General features: G+C 68.0%; 13 protein-coding genes and 2 tRNA genes. 9 read left to right on the forward strand and 6 right to left on the reverse strand.

The features are described 5' to 3' along the window. Positions 1–405: 405 nt before the first annotated feature. Both AB0B96_RS15755 and AB0B96_RS15760 read right to left on the reverse strand, forming a co-directional pair. The gene (locus AB0B96_RS15755) at positions 406–1,743 is read right to left on the reverse strand and encodes an AarF/UbiB family protein (RefSeq protein ID WP_362899176.1); all 1,338 of its coding nucleotides are present in this window, start codon (positions 1,741–1,743) and stop codon (positions 406–408) included. Between the two features lie 136 nt (positions 1,744–1,879). Further along, the gene (locus tag AB0B96_RS15760) at positions 1,880–2,980 is read right to left on the reverse strand and encodes a ThiF family adenylyltransferase (protein WP_362899178.1); all 1,101 of its coding nucleotides are present in this window, start codon (positions 2,978–2,980) and stop codon (positions 1,880–1,882) included. Positions 2,981–3,460: 480 nt separating this feature from the next. Here AB0B96_RS15760 and AB0B96_RS15765 point away from each other — a divergent pair, with 480 nt between their 5' ends. Both AB0B96_RS15765 and AB0B96_RS15770 read left to right on the forward strand, forming a co-directional pair. Continuing rightward, on the forward strand, positions 3,461–3,976 hold the full coding sequence (locus AB0B96_RS15765) for a M48 family metallopeptidase (protein WP_350947831.1): 516 nt from the start codon (positions 3,461–3,463) through the stop codon (positions 3,974–3,976). Continuing rightward, positions 3,973–4,572 carry a hypothetical protein gene (locus AB0B96_RS15770; protein WP_350947830.1) on the forward strand — a complete coding sequence of 200 codons (600 nt, stop codon included), beginning with the start codon at positions 3,973–3,975 and terminating at the stop codon, positions 4,570–4,572. The genes AB0B96_RS15765 and AB0B96_RS15770 overlap by 4 nt, the downstream gene beginning before the upstream one ends. Before the next feature lie 15 nt (positions 4,573–4,587). On the opposite strand, the gene AB0B96_RS15775 is transcribed toward AB0B96_RS15770, so the two are convergent. The 3 genes from AB0B96_RS15775 to AB0B96_RS15785 all read right to left on the reverse strand — a co-directional run bounded on the left by AB0B96_RS15775 (position 4,588) and on the right by AB0B96_RS15785 (position 7,611). After that, entirely contained in the window at positions 4,588–5,505 is a 918-nt protein-coding gene (locus AB0B96_RS15775) for an endonuclease/exonuclease/phosphatase family protein (protein WP_362899181.1), read from the reverse strand. A gap of 259 nt (positions 5,506–5,764) precedes the next feature. Next, the gene (locus AB0B96_RS15780; RefSeq protein ID WP_362899183.1) at positions 5,765–6,310 is read right to left on the reverse strand and encodes an NUDIX hydrolase; all 546 of its coding nucleotides are present in this window, start codon (positions 6,308–6,310) and stop codon (positions 5,765–5,767) included. Continuing rightward, positions 6,307–7,611: a zinc-dependent metalloprotease gene (locus AB0B96_RS15785; RefSeq protein WP_350947827.1), complete on the reverse strand. Its 1,305-nt coding sequence runs from the start codon at positions 7,609–7,611 to the stop codon at positions 6,307–6,309. The genes AB0B96_RS15780 and AB0B96_RS15785 overlap by 4 nt, the downstream gene beginning before the upstream one ends. 79 nt (positions 7,612–7,690) lie before the next feature. Between AB0B96_RS15785 and AB0B96_RS15790 the strand changes: the two genes are divergently transcribed. From AB0B96_RS15790 to AB0B96_RS15820, 7 genes are all read left to right on the forward strand, one after another. Continuing rightward, positions 7,691–8,767 (forward strand): NAD-dependent epimerase/dehydratase family protein, encoded by a 1,077-nt coding sequence (locus AB0B96_RS15790; protein ID WP_362899204.1) that lies wholly within the window; start codon positions 7,691–7,693, stop codon positions 8,765–8,767. A 101-nt stretch (positions 8,768–8,868) separates the two neighbouring features. Next, on the forward strand, positions 8,869–9,294 hold the full coding sequence (locus AB0B96_RS15795) for a molybdenum cofactor biosynthesis protein MoaE (RefSeq protein WP_350947826.1): 426 nt from the start codon (positions 8,869–8,871) through the stop codon (positions 9,292–9,294). An 83-nt stretch (positions 9,295–9,377) separates the two neighbouring features. Beyond that, positions 9,378–10,424, forward strand: coding sequence for a PDZ domain-containing protein (locus AB0B96_RS15800; protein ID WP_362899186.1), 1,047 nt, complete (start codon positions 9,378–9,380; stop codon positions 10,422–10,424). Positions 10,425–10,744: 320 nt separating this feature from the next. Further along, positions 10,745–13,687 (forward strand): UPF0182 family protein, encoded by a 2,943-nt coding sequence (locus tag AB0B96_RS15805; RefSeq protein ID WP_362899206.1) that lies wholly within the window; start codon positions 10,745–10,747, stop codon positions 13,685–13,687. A gap of 71 nt (positions 13,688–13,758) precedes the next feature. Continuing rightward, a tRNA-Met gene (locus AB0B96_RS15810) sits at positions 13,759–13,835 on the forward strand. A 225-nt stretch (positions 13,836–14,060) separates the two neighbouring features. Further along, positions 14,061–14,137: transfer RNA gene (locus AB0B96_RS15815), tRNA-Met, on the forward strand. A 174-nt stretch (positions 14,138–14,311) separates the two neighbouring features. After that, the gene (locus AB0B96_RS15820) at positions 14,312–14,740 is read left to right on the forward strand and encodes a PH domain-containing protein (RefSeq protein WP_362899188.1); all 429 of its coding nucleotides are present in this window, start codon (positions 14,312–14,314) and stop codon (positions 14,738–14,740) included. Positions 14,741–15,142: 402 nt separating this feature from the next. Here the strand turns inward: AB0B96_RS15820 and AB0B96_RS15825 are convergent, their stop codons facing one another. Next, positions 15,143–15,553 (reverse strand): hypothetical protein, encoded by a 411-nt coding sequence (locus AB0B96_RS15825; RefSeq protein WP_362899190.1) that lies wholly within the window; start codon positions 15,551–15,553, stop codon positions 15,143–15,145. Positions 15,554–16,113: the final 560 nt, after the last annotated feature.

Here is a 16,113-nt window from a genome sequence, read left to right on the forward strand (position 1 = left end):
GACGAACGAGGGGTGACCCGCTCAGGCGGGCCACCCCTCAAGCGTCTCGCCGGATTCACCACGCCGCGGTGTGTCGCAGGACGTTGCGGCACGTCGAGAGGCATCGAGAGGCATCGCACCGCGTCGTGGTAGGTCCCGGGAGAGGAGTATCGCGGCACGTCGTGGCACATCGAGGGGTATCACAGCACGTCGCCGCGTCACGACAAGGGGACAGCCCTCGGGCGCCGATGAGCCATCGGCGCCCTGTCCGGGTAGAAGCCGAAAAACCGGAGCGCTGTCCGGGTAGAAGCCGTAGAACCGGAGCGCTGTCCGTGCAGAAGTCGAAGAACCGGAGCGCTGTCCGTGCGGAAGTCGTAGAAGCGGAAGAAGTCGTGGGAGTGGAAAGTCGCGGCAGGGAGAGATCCCTCAGGCGCTGGTGAGGGTGGGTTCTCCCGAGTCCTCGTCGGTGAACCCGGGAACCCAGCGGATGACCTCCTCGCGGAAGCGGGCGGTGGCGCCGAGCTGACAGAGAACACCGACCCCCGCCGCGTGCACCCGGTGGATGAGAACGTACGAGGCCGGCAGGTTGAGCTGGCGCACCACATTGCCGGGACGTAGGTCGGTGGCCGTGGCGGCCTGCTGCTGGAGCCACTCCCTGCTGAAGGAGAACTCCTCCACGGCGGTCGGCTCGACGTAGGGGGCGAGGAACGCCCGCAGGGCTTCGGGGTCGATCTCGATGTGCGGCTGAATGAAGCCCTCGTCGCGCAGGCCCTGCACGACGGTCGCCATGTCGCCGTTGTTGAAGATGCGGGTCAGCTTTCCGAAGACCGGCGGGTATCCGTCGGGCATCCGGTTGACCGCGCCGAAGTCGAGCACGCACATCCGGCCGTCCTCGACGATCCGGAAGTTGCCCGGGTGGGGGTCGGCGTGCAGCATGCCCAGCCGCGCGGGTGAGGAGAACAGGAACCGGACGAGCTGGAGACCGGCCCGGTCACGCTGCTCCTGGGTGCCGTCGGCGATGATCCGCGACAGAGGGGTGCCGTCGACCCATTCGGAGACGAGCACCTGCTCGTTGGCGGCGATCACGTCCGGGATCAGGAAGTCAGGATCGTCCTTGTACTCCAGGGCGAAGGCGTGCTGGGCCTCGGCCTCGTGGAGATAGTCGAGCTCCTCGACCACCCGCTCGCGCAACTCGCTCAGCACGGCCTTGATGTCGAGGCCGGGCAGCAGCACCCCGAAGAGCTTGCCGAGCCTGGACAGCTGGGTGAAGTCGGAGAGCAGCGCCTTCCCCGCCCCCGGATACTGGATCTTCACCGCGACCGTCCGGCCGTCGTGCCAGACCGCCTTGTGCACCTGCCCGATCGACGCGGCGGCGGTGGGCCTGTCGTCGAACGACAGGAAGTTCTCCCGCCAGTCGTCACCCAACTGCTCGACGAGGACCTTGTGCACGGTCGCCGCGGGAAGCGGCGGAGCCGCGTCCTGGAGTTTGGTCAGGGTCGCGCGGTAGGGGCCGGCGACCTCGGCGGGCAGTGCCGCCTCGAAGATGGACAGCGCCTGGCCGAGCTTCATCGCCCCGCCCTTGAGCTCCCCGAGAACCTTGAAGATCTGCTCGGCGGTGCGTTCCTGGATTTCCTGGGCGACGATCTCGGCGGACTTGCCCCCGATTCGTTTTCCGAGACCGAGAGCGGTGCGTCCGGCGAACCCGATCGGCAGGGCGGCCAGCTTGGCAGAGCGCGCAACGGCGCGGCGCGGAAGGTCACTCACCTTGGTTAGCGGCGCATCCGCTGCTACAGCGAGACGCCGCTCCCTCCCTTCGCTGTGTATCCGTCAGCGGCGGGTAGCCGACCGCTGTGTCCGTCAGCTGTGTCTGTCAGCTGTGTGTTTGTGAGCCGTGCGTCCGTCAGCGACAGGCAGCCGACGCGACCATTGTCAGCGACCCCAACTCGTTTCGGAAGCAACGACATTGAGGATGAACACTCCAGGATCGCCTCTTCCAGCTCCAATCTGGCAATACTTCCACTGTGCTGTTGGTCACAGCGGGCTCACGGCCGTCGATCACGGCGAGTGCGTGACCTGCGGCAGTCGCCGCCACCAGCGTCGACAGCACCGTCCCGCACGCGATTTCTCCCGCGGGGAAACCACCCAGCCCGGCGCTGACGACAGGCCAGCCAGGGTCACGATCTCGTCGGGTCAAATCTAGGCAGTGCAGGCATGTGCTCCGTCCAGGCAGCACCAGAGGGCCGACCGACCCGGAGCCCTCGAAGGCGGTGACCAGCAGGTGCGGGATCTCCCACTCGACGAGCTCCTTGACCAGGAGACCGTCCAGGGGCCCCACCGGAGCGAGCACCGCCAGGTCGAAAGGTCTGGCCCCATCGGCCAGCTGGGCGGCCCCGTCGCCGGTCCACGCCGTGAGGCCGGGTGCGAGCCTCTTGGCCACCGCGACCGCGCCGTCCTGCCTGCTCATTCCGACCTCCGTCCAGCCGAGCCCGCCGGGGACGACGTCCCTTCGCCGGGCCGTACCGGGATCGACGACGCAGATCCGGCCGACCCCCGAGGCGGCGAGCAGGGCGACGACCTGCGCGCCGACCCGCCCCGCGCCGTAGACCCGCACCTGGGCCTCTCGCCTGCGCTCCAGCACGGCGAGACCGCCGTCGATCGTGCCCGGTGTGAGGGAGAGCGCGTCGAGATCCGGCTGGAGCCTGTCACACTCGGCCATCGCGAGTGTGCGCAGCGGACCGGGGGCCGCGCCCGCGTCGTCCACCACGCCACGGCTGACCAGCAGATCGAGCAGAGCCCGGCCGTCCTCCTCGCCGAGGCCCACCTCGGCGGCACCGGCCAGCACGCCCGCGAGGTCACGGACGCCGTCGAGACTCTCGACCCAGCGGCGGACTCCCGGCTCCAGATCGGTCAGCACCACCGCGTGACGAGGATGCAGACCGAACTGCAGGGTGCGTCCGTCGCGGGCGACGCGGCGCAGGGCGGGCTTCAGACGTGGTCTCATCGCAGAACCTTTCTCAGGAGGAACCCGCAGGTGAGCCGGGGAGAACGGCCGGGCCGGCCGGGTGGGCCGGGTGGGCCCAGCGTGGCACGGCCCCTCAAGATCCCAGACACCTTTCCCGTCGCCTGTGGATAACTCTCAACCTGTGGATAACTCGCCCCCGTGCCGCCCCCGTCCTGTCGACCGCTCAAAAGATCTCCCTGGCGGGTAAGGGGCGTGGATCTCGACGCCGCGCCGCGCCGGAAACCCCTCGCCCGGCCCGTCATGATGATCTACGACGGCATGCTTGAAGGCTCGGCAGGCCGGAGAGAACAGCGGGTCCCGCGTTTCGGCGACGCATGAGACGGCTGATATCCAGGTTAATTAGATAAGTCACGGTCATAGTTGATCATCCATGCTGAACAATCGGCGAACGGGGATTGACCAGCGGGAACGTGTTCTACCCTCTGGTGTGAATTCGCCATTCTCGGCTACCGTTCATATGTGCCCCCCGAGACAGTCGAGGTCCGTCGTAGTTCTCGCCGCCGGCGGACGGTTTCTGCGTACCGCGACGGCGAGAAAACGATCGTGCTCCTCCCCGCCGGTTTGAGTAGCACCGATGAGGAACAATGGGTGCGCCGTATGCTCGATCGCCTCGCGGCCAAGGAGCAGCGCAGACGTCCCTCCGACGACGATCTCCTCGATCGGGCCGTCGATCTGTCGGCCCGATATCTGGGCGGGGAGGCGAGACCGTCGAGCGTGCGCTGGGTGGAGAACCAACAGCACCGCTGGGGCTCGTGCACCCCCGATCACGGGACCATCAGGATCTCCACGCGGCTCCGGGGCATGCCGTCGTGGGTGGTCGACTATGTGATCATGCATGAGCTCGTCCACCTGCTGGTGCCGAGCCACGGCTCACGCTTCTGGGCGCTCGTGGAACGATATCCCAAGGCCGAGCGGGCGCGAGGCTTCCTGGAGGGATTCTCCACGGCGGCCCACGGTTCCGCGGAGGGGTTTTGACGGAAGAACGAGTGGTGGCCGTCCTGGTCACGCCCTCCGTGGCGGACGCGGCCCCCGCGGGGATCGACGCCGCCCTCTTCCGTACGGCCCTCGCCGAAGACGCCTACGAGCTCGTCGCCGGGCTCGACTTCGTCTCTCCGGTCGTGGTGACGAGCGTCCCCGGCATGGAGGAGATCGTCTGGCCGGGCACCCCGGTCGTCGAGATCCCCGATCTTTCCGGGAGCGCCCTGGTCGAGGCGGCCTTCGCGGCCCTGCCGTACGGACGACAGGCGGTCCTGCTGAGCGCGGACGCGCCCGACCTGCCCCCGTTGCTCATCGGCAAGCTCTTTCGCGAGCTGGGCCGGGCCAGGATCGCCGTCTGCCCGGACACCGGGGGCGGCACGGTGGCGCTCGCCGCCCACCTGCCCTATCCCGACTGGGCCGCGGTGGGTTTCGACGACCTCGACCCGGTCAAGGCGCTCCGCGCCGCCGCGCCCGGCAGCCGCATGGTCGCGAGGGGGCCCGGCTGGCACCGCCTGCGCACCCCCGACGACATCCGTCTCCTCGACCCCGGCCTGGAGGGCTGGGACAACACCCGGGCGCTCCTGTCGTCCTGACGTTTCGGAAAGCCGTCAGGACGGCGAAGGTAGTCGCAGGTCGGCGAAGACCGCCCGGTGGTCGGTGCCGGGCACGGTGTGCACGCTGACCGCGTCGACTCCCACCCGCCGGTCCACCACGATGTGGTCGATCGTGATCAGTGCGGGGACGCGTCTGTTGACCGGCCAGGTGGGGGTGAGGCCCTCCCCGGCGACGGCGGCCGCGTCCCGGTAACCGCGGCTCAGGAAACGCCGCATCGCCGCGTGGTCGAGGCTGGCGTTGAAGTCGCCCGCGAGGATGCGGATCGTGTCGGGTGCGGCGGAGGGCAGGGCCTCCAGCGCGGCCGTCCAGTCGTACACCTGCCTGCCCAGCGGCGGGAAGGGATGCACGTCGACGATCTCGACGGGTTTGGTGCCGGGGACCGTCATCAGCGCGGCGGGCATGTTGTGCCCGATCGCCTCGAACAGGTCCTTCCTCGGAGTCAGCGGATACCTCGCGTACAGACCGCTTCCACCGGCGCTCCACTCCGGCTCCAGCACCTGGTACGGCAGGATCTTCTCCAGCCCGGCGGCCCGCAGATCCTCGACCATTCCCGGGGTCAGCTCCTGGGTGCTGAACACATCGGGATCCAGCCGCCGGACCAGATCCATCACGGCGTCGGGCTCGGCACGTCCGAAAAGCGTGTTGAGCGTCAGCACCCGCAGCGGCGTTCCCGCCGCCGCCACCGCGGGATCCCCGGAACGAAAGGCCCTGGGGAGCACGCTGAGGCTGAGCGCCGCGGTGGTGACCAGCGCCACCGCCGTCACCGCCCGGTTGCGTGTCAGCGCCGACAGCAGCAGCGGTACGAGCGAGGCCGCGGCCACGTACGGGGTGCCGGTCATGAGCTGGGTGGTCAGCGAGTCGCGTTCGAGCCCGGCCACCCGGGCCACCGCCCAGGCGGCGAACGGGGTCACCGTGGCCCAGGCGAAGGTTTTGGGAACCTTCCAACGCCGTCGGCGCGCCGACGGCGCGGCGGTGCTCCCGGTGCTCCCGGTGCTCCCGACACGTCCGGTGCCCCTGTCAGCCGCTGTCCTCACGCTCACAGTGCCCCGATCCGTTCCGTACAGCCCGATGAGAACGAAGATATCCGGGCGAAGATGAGACAAGCGTAAAACGGTCCAACACTCTCGGGGCATGCCCGGAACAGGCCGGAGTACGGCATCGAGCTTCCGATCACCTGGAACGCAGGGCCTCACGGGCACGGCGGGCCAGCCGGCGGGTCGCCTCGTCGGAGAGCTCGGGGATCTCCTCCACCGGGAACCAGCGCAGGTCGAGCGACTCGGCGCTGATCACGGCCTCGACGTCGGCGGGAGCGACGGCGCCGTACTCGACGTCGAGATGGCTGCTGTGCGGGGGGTGGCACCAGACCCGGTGCCGGTCGAGCGCGAGCGGGCCCGGCAGCAGCCGCAGGCCCGCGATGCCGGACTCCTCGGTGGCCTCACGCAGCGCCACCGCCTCCAGGGAGGCGTCGCCGCGCTCGCAGTGACCTCCCATGGGCAGCCACATCCCGGCCTTGCGGTGCAGCGTCAGCAGCACCCGCTCACCGTCGTGGGAGAGCACCGCGGTCGTGGCCGTCAGGTGGCCGGTGACGCATTCGCGCCACATCGCGTCGTCGTTGGCGTGGACGTGCTCAAGGAACTCCTTGCGGAGGACCTCCTCCTCCGCCGTCGGGGCGACCCACCCCGTGAGCACGTCCTTCGCGTCGGCGCGCAGGCTCACGCGCTCCCGTCCTCGCCGTCGTCCTCGCGCTTCTTCTCGGCGTCGCCGCCGTCACGGGGAGGCTCCCGCAGGGTCCCCTCCAGGGACGACAGGTCGAGCTCGGGCTCGCCCCGCACGAACCTCTCGGGGTTGTCGAGATCGTCGGCGGTGGGCATCAGGTCGGGGTGGTTCCAGACCGCGTCGCGGCCGTCGACGCCCCGGTCGGCCTCCAGGGCCTGCCACAGGGTGGCGGCCTCGCGCAGGCGGCGGGGCCTGAGTTCGAGGCCGACGAGCGTGGCGAAGGTCTGCTCGGCGGGACCACCGGTCGCCCTGCGGCGCCGTACGGTCTCCGACAGCGCGGTCGCCGAGGGGAGCTTGCCGTCCGCGGCGCCGTCCACGACGGTGCCGACCCAGCCCTCGACCAGGGCGAGCATGGTCTCCAGCCGGGACAGGGCGGCCTTCTGCCGCTCGGTCTCCTCGGGCTTGAGCAGGTTGCCGCCGCTCAGGGCCTGCTGGAGCTGCTCGGGATTGTTGATGTCGAGCCCGCGGAGCTGCTCCTCCAGCGCGGACGCGTCCACCGTGATGCCCCTGGCGTACTCCTCCACCGCTCCGAGCAGGTGCGCGCGCAACCACGGCACATGCTGGAAAAGCCGGTGGTGAGCCGCCTCACGCAGGGCGAGGTAGAGGCGGATCTCCTCGGCGGGGATCTCCAGGCCCTGGCTGAACGCCGCGACGCCGCCGGGCAGCAGGGCGGCGTTGTCCGACAGCGGCAGGCCGATGTCGGTGGAGCCGATCACCTCCAGGGCGAGCGAGCCGACGGCCTGGCCGATCTGCTGGCCGACCATCATGCCGCCCATCTGTTTCATCATTCCCATCAGCGGCCCGGCCATGGCCTGGGCCTCCGCGGGCAGACCGGCGGCACCGAGCGTCCCGCTCATGGTCTCGACCATGCGGGCGGCGATCGGGTCACAGAGCTTCTGCCAGACCGGAATGGTCTTCTCGATCCACTCCGAACGGCTCCAGGCCTGAGGGTTGCTCACCCCGCTCGGCAGGGAGGTGGCCTCGTTGAGCCACAGGTCGGCCAGATTCAGGGCGTCGACGATCTGGCGCCGCTCGCCTTCCATGACACTTGGATCGCCCTCGGCGACCACCACGTGCCGTGCGATGTTCTTCGCCATGTCCCAGTTGACGGGACCTGAGGTCGGCGGAGCGGAGAGCATGTCGGCGAACTGGCGCATTGCCGCTGCGATCTGCTCCGGGTTGCCGAACATGGCGAACGGGTTCTCGTTGGGGTCGTTTTCCCGACCTGGCAAGTCAGTCACCGCTCTACCTCGTGCAGGATGGAGGAGTCCACATCCGCCACGTTATCCGTCGCATGGCGGGTCAGTGCAAAGTGAGGACCTGGTGCCTACCTCGAAACGCTCCCGGCCCCCCGTCGTCGCCGTCACCGGCGCCGCCTCGGGCCTAGGCCGTGCCTTCCTCGCGAAGGTCGCCTCGTCTGCGGATTTCCGCAGGGTCGTGGCCATCGACGAGCAGCGTGGTGACGTTCCCGACGTCACCTGGCGGGTCCTCGATGTCCGAGATCCGCTCTTGGCGAACCGCATATCTGACATCGACGTGCTCGTACATCTGGCCGCCGACTACGCGCTCGACGTCAACCCGACGGAGCGGCGCGCCTACAATCTGCGAGCGGCCCAGACGGTGCTCACCGCCAGCGCGGCCGCGCGGGTGCGACGGGTCGTGCTGCTCACCAGCGCCATGGTGTACGGAGCCGTCCCCGACAACCCGGTCCCGCTGCCCGAGGGGGCGCCGGTCGCCGCCGAGCCCGACACGGGCATGGTCGGCGACCATCTGGAGATCGAGGCGCTGGCCCGCCGCTCCCTGCGCAGCCACCCCGGTCTCGGCGTGACGGTGGTCCGGCCCGCCGCCGTGGTCGGTCCCGGCGTCGACAGCGTGGTGACCAGGCACTTCGAGGCGCCCCGGCTGCTGACCGTGAAGGGATGCGCCCCCCGCTGGCAGTTCTGCCACGTGGACGACCTCGTCTCGGCCCTTGAGATGGCGGCGCTCGGCGCGGTCTCGGGGGTGGTGGCCGTCGGCGGCGACGGGTGGCTGGAGCAGGAGCAGGTGGAGGAGATCTCCGGGCTGCGCCGGCTGGAACTGCCCGCCGGGCTGACCTTCGGCACCGCCCAGCGCCTGCACCGCCTCGGCATCACCCCGGCCCCGGCCACCGACCTGCACTACGTCGTCTACCCGTGGGTGGTCGACTGCACCGCGCTGCGCGAGGCCGGTTGGAAGCCGATGTGGAGCAACGAGGCCGCGTTCGAGCAACTCCTCAAGTTGCGCGAGGGCAGGCACGCCGTGGTGGGCCGTCGCCTGTCGGGCAAGGAGGCCACACTCACCGCGGCCGGCGCCACCGTCGCCGTCCTCGGCACCGCGGCGATCGTCCGGGCCGCCCGCAAGAAGCGCCGCACCACCTGATGTCCGCTCAGGGCGTACAGGCTCGTACGGGTCCTGGCGCGGATCCCGTCAGCGGAAGTGCGCTGCGGGGGCCGTTTTTCCCTGCCGGTACGCTTTGCGGCGTGGATGTCATCCGGTTGCTCGATATTCGCGACAGCGCGCTCTCCGTCGACGAGGTGCTCGCCGCCGTCGGTGACCACGCCGCGGGCGGCACGACGGTCTTCGTCGGCACGGTCCGTGAGCAGGACCACGGCAAGCCGGTCACGGGCCTGTCCTACTCGGCGCACCCGAGCGCCGTGGACGAGCTTCGCCGGGTGGCGGAGAAGATCGCCACGGACTTCCCGGTGACCGCGCTCGCCGCCGTTCATCGAGTCGGTGACCTGCGGCTCGGCGATATCGCGGTCGTCGTGGCGGTCGCCGCGCCACACCGAGGCGAGGCGTTCGAGGCCTCCCGGAGGCTGATCGACGACCTCAAGAGCCAGGTCCCCATCTGGAAGAACCAGTTTTTCGCCGACGGCTCCTCCGAGTGGGTGGGGGCCTGCGAGTGAGATCGACCGGCCGGTACGCGACCGTCGGCGCGGCGGCGTCCGGGTACGGTTTCATGACCTGTCGTACGGCATAGGCTTTGTCCATGTCCCGACGTGCGCTGACCCTCATGGTGGCGGGCTTCCTCACGCTCATGTTCGCGCTGGTCGGCGCCCTGCTGCCGGTGCCGTACGTCGTGCTGAGCCCAGGGCCGACCGAGAACACCATCGGGGACGTCGACGGCAAGCCGGTGATCAGCGTCGAGGGGCGCCAGACGTATCCGACGGAAGGCAAGCTCAGCCTCGTCACCGTGGCCTACCAGGGCGGACCCGGCACCAGGATCGATCTTTTCAGCGCGCTCAGGGGATGGATCGATCCCACCATCGCGGTCGTGCCCGAGGAGACGATCTTTCCTCCCGCGACCACCGCGAAGGAGGTCGAGGAGCAGAACACCCAGGAGATGACGAACTCCCAGGACGACGCGACCGCGGCGGCGCTGACGGAGTTGAAGATCCCCTACAGCTCGGTCGTGACCGTGGCCTCCACGGAGAAGGGCCTGCCCGCCGACGGCAAGTTCAAGATCGGCGATGAGATCGTCTCGGTGGACGGCACCCCCGTGTCCGACCGCGAGAGCGTCTCCGCCGCCGTCCGCAGGCACAAGCCAGGCGAGCAGGTCGGTTTCGTCGTCAACCGGGGCGCCGAGAGCATGACCATCACCGTCCCGACCGTCGCGGGCCAGGACGGCGCACCCCTCGTGGGCATCACCATGCGGGTCGGCTACAAGTTCCCCTTCCAGGTCAAGATCAACGTCGGTGACGTCGGCGGGCCGAGCGCGGGGATGATGTTCTCCCTGGGCATCGTCGACAAGCTCACCCCCGGGGCGATGACCGGCGGCAAGTCCATCGCGGGGACCGGGACGATCACCGCTGAGGGCGACGTCGGCCCGATCGGCGGCATCCAGCAGAAGATGGTCGGCGCGAGGAAGGCGGGGGCGACGATCTTCCTGACCCCCACAGAAAACTGCGCGGAGGCGGTCAAGGCGATCCCGGACGGTCTCAGGCTGGTCAAGGTCGCGACCCTGCGCGAGGCCGTCCAGGCGATCGACGCGATCCGCACCGGCTCGGGTGCCGTGCCGAGCTGCCCGGCGGGCTGACCCCAGAAGCCGGACGGGAGCTCCTGGGCGAGGGAATGAGACCTCGGGAGTGAGCGGCAGGAGAAGCCCGGAAAGCGGGACGCGCCGCCCAATTAGGTAAAAGATCCGGTTTTCCGGGTCTTGGGCCTCGTGACGGGGCACTCATCAGGGTCCTCGTACGTTGGACCTAAGGACCCGAGACCAGTTGGTGTTGTGGCCGGACCGTGCCCGAAAGGCTGAACGCGGCCCATTGCCCGCCGGTGTAGGTTGCCAGACACGGACCGTGCTCTTACGACAAGGGGTTGGCCTTGAGCTTCCGGACCCCCGGAGCCGGCAGGGCAATGCGCTTGCCCCGCCGGCCACGACTGCTAGTTCCCGTCGCGATCGCGCTGGGCGCGATAGTTATCCTTTTCTTTCTCTTTGCCGGTATTTTTACTGATTACCTTTGGTACGACTCGGTCGACTACACGGCCGTCTTCTCCGGTGTGATCGTCACGCAGATTCTGCTGTTCGCCGTCGGCGCACTGCTGATGGTCGGGATCGTCGGCGGCAACATGCTGCTGGCGTACCGCATGCGACCGATGTTCGGCCCGGGAATGTTCGGTGGCGCCAGCGGTGCCGACCGGTATCGGATGGCCCTTGACCCGCACCGCAAACTGATCTTCCTGATCGGTGTGGCGGTGCTCGGCCTGTTCTCGGGTTCGTCCTTCTCAGGTCAGTGGAAGACCTGGCTGGAGTTCATCAACGCGACGCCGTTCGGTACGACCGATCCGCAGTTCAAGATGGACATCTCCTTCTTCATGTTCACCTATCCCTTCATCCGGATGGTGCTGAACTTCCTGTTCGTCGCGGTGGTGCTCTCCGCCCTGCTGTCGGCGATCGTGCACTACCTGTACGGCGGGTTCCGGCTCCAGTCACCCGGCGTGCACGCCTCGCGCGGCGCTCGGGCGCACCTGTCGGTGCTGCTGGGCATCTTCGTGCTGCTGAAGGCGGTCGCCTACTGGGTCGACCGGTACGGGCTGGTCTTCTCCGACCGGGGCTTCAGACACGGTGCCTCGTACACCGACATCAACGCGGTGCTTCCCGCCAAGACCATCCTGGCGATCATCGCCCTGATCTGCGCGGTCCTGTTCTTCGCCGGGGTCGTGCGCGCCGGGGGCATGCTGCCCGGCGTCGGTTTCGGTCTCCTGGTGCTCTCGGCCATCCTGATCGGCGGGGTCTACCCGGCCCTGGTCGAACAGTTCCAGGTCAAGCCGAACCAGCAGGGCAAGGAGCAGGAGTACATCAAACGCAACATCGACGCGACCCGAACAGCCTACGACGTCAACGACGCCGAGGTGATCGACTACACGGCTCAGGGAGACCCGAGCAAGGTCAACGTCAGCGCCGACAGCTCCATCTCCGGCGTGCGCCTGCTCGACCCCAGCCTGGTCGCGAAGACGTACCAGCAGAAGCAGCGGATTCGCGGTTACTACGACTTCCACGATCCGCTCGACGTCGACCGCTACCCCGACGAGAACGGCACGATGCGCGACACCGTCGTGGCCGTGCGAGAGCTCACGGGGCCGCCGGCCGAGCAGAACAACTGGATCAACCGGCATCTCGTCTACACCCACGGCAACGGTTTCGTGGCGGCGCCCGGCAACGAGGTCGACTCCGAAGGGCTGCCCAACTTCGACGCCAAGGACATGCCGGTCACCGGTTCCCTGGTGGAGCGGACGAAGCTCAAGGAGTCGCGGATCTACTTCGGCGAGGCACGCGGCGCGGCCGAGTACGTCGTCGTCGGCGGCAACGGCCAGAGGAATCAGGAGCTCGACTACCCCGAGAGCGGTGGCACCGGCCAGAAGAACACCACCTACGAAGGCAAGGGTGGTGTCCCGGTCGGATCCTTCATCAACCGGATGCTCTACGCCGCCAAGTACGGCGAGATCAACCTGCTGCTGTCGGGTGACGTCAACCCGGACTCCAAGATCCTCTACGAGCGCAACCCGCAGCAGCGTATCGCCAAGGTGGCGCCGTTCCTGAGCCTGGACGACAACCCCTACCCGGCGATCGTCGACGGCAGGGTGGTCTGGATCGCCGACGCGTACACCACGTCCAACGCCTACCCGTACTCCCAGAGCAAGAGCCTGGAGGCGATGACGCGCGACACCATCACCGACCCGCGCGTAGTGGTCCCGCAGCCGCGCGACCAGATCAACTACATGCGCAACTCGGTGAAGGCCACGGTCGACGCCTACGACGGCACCGTCAACCTGTACGCCTGGGACGAGAAGGACCCCATCCTGCAGACCTGGCGCAAGGCCTTCCCCGGCGTCATCAAGCCGCAGACGGAGATGACGCCCGAGCTCAGGCAGCATCTTCGCTACCCGGAGGCGCTGTTCAAGGTCCAGCGTGACGTGCTTTCCCAGTACCACATCGCCGACCCGAACGCCTTCTACAGCGGCCAGGACTTCTGGAACGTCCCGAACGACCCGTCCTCGGGCGAGCGCGACATCAAGCAGCCGCCGTACTACCTGTCGGTCAAGATGCCGAGCACCGACAAGCCCACGTTCTCGCTGACCACCACGTTCGTGCCGCGCCAGGGACCCAACCTGGCCGCGTTCATGGCCGTGGACGCCACCCCCGGAGAGGACTACGGAAAGCTGCGCATCCTGCGCATGCCGTCCAACACCACGATCCCCGGTCCCGGCCAGGTGCAGAACAACTTCCAGAACAAGTTCTCCGGCGAGCTGAACCTGCTCGGTCTCGGCCAGGCGAAGGTCCGCTACGGCAACCTGTTGACCCTGCCGTTCGCCGACGGCCTGGTCTACGTCGAACCGGTCTACGTGGAGATCGCGGCCGCCTCCGGCCAGGAGCCGTACCCGATCCTCCGCCGCGTCCTGGTGGCCTACGGCAGCAAGGTCGGCTCGGCCGACACGCTCAAGGGCGCGCTGGAACAGGTCTTCGGTGACAGCACCCAAACCGCTCCACAGGAGCAGCAGGGGGAGGGGAAGCCGGCCGAGGAGGCGAACGCCAACCAGCCCACCACCGCGCTGGCCCAGGCGATCGACGAGGCGCAGAAGGCGTACGACAAGGCGCAGGCCGCTCTCCAGGCCGACCCGCCGAACTGGAACGACTACGGCGAGGCCCAGAAGGAGCTCCAGGAGGCGCTGTCGAAGCTGAAGGGCACCGAGGCGAGCCCCGCGCCCACCCCGTCTCCCTCGGCGTCGGGATCCCCGGCACCGTCGGCGACACCCACACCGGTCCCATCCGCCACACCGACACCCACACCGAATCCCTAGAAAGACACAGGGGCCCAGCGATCTGATTCGCGTCCGCCACCAAAGCCGGGTATGGTTAAGACATACACCGACGCGGGGTGGAGCAGTTCGGTAGCTCGCTGGGCTCATAACCCAGAGGTCGCAGGTTCAAATCCTGTCCCCGCTACCAATCGAAAGGCCCCGGTCGCCGGAAACGGCGACCGGGGCCTTTCTTGTTTTCTCTCCTCGGGATCCACCGCGTCCAGAGGCTTCTGCGGTGGGGACATCGCCTCGTGCCCGTCTGTGAAACCCCGGAGGCTTCGCGGACGGGGGCGACGTAAGGCCGGTGACCTCGCGTTCCTGTGCCGATTTGCAGCCCGAGGGGAATCCCGGATAGTGTTCAAACACACACCGACGCGGGGTGGAGCAGTTCGGTAGCTCGCTGGGCTCATAACCCAGAGGTCGCAGGTTCAAATCCTGTCCCCGCTACCAATCGGAAGGCCCTGATCTCCCAGAGATCAGGGCCTTCCGCGTTTTGGGCAGTCGAGACCTCGTCTTCTTTGCGCCTGGCCGGGGCATCCACCGCTGTGCGTGCCAAGGGACGTCGAGCCTGGCGTGCGGGATGTATTTCGAGAGATGCCAGAGTTCGAGAGGTAGCGTGCCGTTGTGAGCGAAACGTCCGGACCTGTCCTGCGCTGGCGTGTGCGCCGCGACCTCCTCATCATGAAGATCGTCGGGGCGTTCGCCCTCGCGGTGCTCACGGTCCTCACCCTCGACGACCTACGGGGGGCGATCCTGGCGGGTGCCGCGACCGCGATCCTGGCAGCGTTGGTGGTGCGTGATCTCCTCGCTCCGGTGCGGCTCACAGCCGATGGCGAGGGTCTCGTCGTGGTGAGGGGCTTCGCCGGATCCGAACGGGTGCCGTGGAGCGCCGTCGAGCGTATCCGGGTGGACACACGGACCCGCTTCACCTCGCGTACGGAACTCCTGGAGATCGACACGGGGGAGGGCATCCACCTGCTCAGCCGGTTCGACCTGGGAGTGCCGTGCCGGCAGGTGGCCGACGAACTCCGCTCGTTCCGGACGGGGGCATAGTCCGCCGGATCCCCGGGTGCCGGGACGCGAGACCGTCTCGGTGGTGCCTTCCGACTCCGAACCGGAACCCGGCGCCGATGACCGGCCGCCTGGTCCCGGCCCGCGAGGGCATCCCTCAGGCTCTGACCCTCACCCGGCGATGCCTCGGGACGAAACCAGGCCTGGTGCGGCGCACCAGCAGACTCGCCTTGTAGCAAGCCCAGCAGGTGAGGAAGGCCCCAAAGGAGGCCTGTCCTATCCACGTCCACGTCGAGGTCTCGACGGCCGCGAACATCACTACACCGGTCCAGACAAAGCCGAAGACGCCCACGAGGGTCGCCGCAGCCCAATTCAGCCCTCGCTGCAACATGCCTGGAGTCTTACAGATCTTGGTTCAAGCCCAGGTCAATGACGCGGAACGCCTCATCGTGGGAGGCTACGGCTTGTGCCGGCGCACCTCCGCGCGCGAGAGCCTCCGGTGTTCATCGGGATCGTCCCCAGAGGATTCTCCTCAAGGCAGGCCAGTAGCGCCGCCGCGGTGTGGGCGTCGCCGAGGATCCGGTTCACCTCGTCCTCGGATGTCGGGAGCTGGCCGCGCTTGGCGAGCTCATCGGTGAGGAAGGTCAACGGCTCCGGGTAGCCGGCCGCCTCCGCGGCGACCGTCGCCCGAGCCGCGGTGAGGAGACGCAGATAGTAGGCGCGGAGGGTCGCCTCTCTCATACGTGCGTCTTCAAGGTCGTTCAGCAGAGACCTGGCAACCCTCAGCAGGTCGCCTGGGTGGTCGGCCTCCGCATCGATGTGCGCGCGGATGTCGTCGAACTCCGAGCGGGTCATGTGCTCACCTCCACGGCGGAGTCAGGATTCTGACCCTCGCGCCTCTTCGTATCCAGAGTCGATTGCGGATGGCTTGACGTCTGGTTGCGCGCTTGCCTGTTTGGGACGCGCGAGTCTCCGGGATGGTTGGCAAGTTGTCTCTGTGACGTGAGAGTCCTGGTAGTGTTCTTTCCGCAGGGCAGCGAGCCTCCAGGTTTAAACCTCCAGGAGCGAACTAACTGCCCGGCAAAACCCTCTCTCCACCCCGGCAAACCGGATGTGTCCGAGTGATTGGACAACGATCGGATGTTGGAGTAAGTTAGAGGGGTTGCCCTGGAAACGGGGTGGTCGCAATCCTAGCGGGTTCGGCGGGTTCGAGTCGAGGGTCGGAAAATCCGACAGTTTGACACGAAACCGACACTCCCGATAAGATAGTGATACGAAATGGAACGCCCCGGAGTTCTGCCGGACCGGCTGGTCGGGTCAGGGTGATGGTGTACGCGTCCGTTTCTTGAGAACTCAACAGTGTGTTAAAAGCCAGTGCATGAAGCACAACCCCGTCCTACCCGCTTCGGTGGGGG

Source organism: Streptosporangium sp. NPDC049046, assembly GCF_040649155.1.
Lineage (GTDB): Bacteria > Actinomycetota > Actinomycetes > Streptosporangiales > Streptosporangiaceae > Streptosporangium.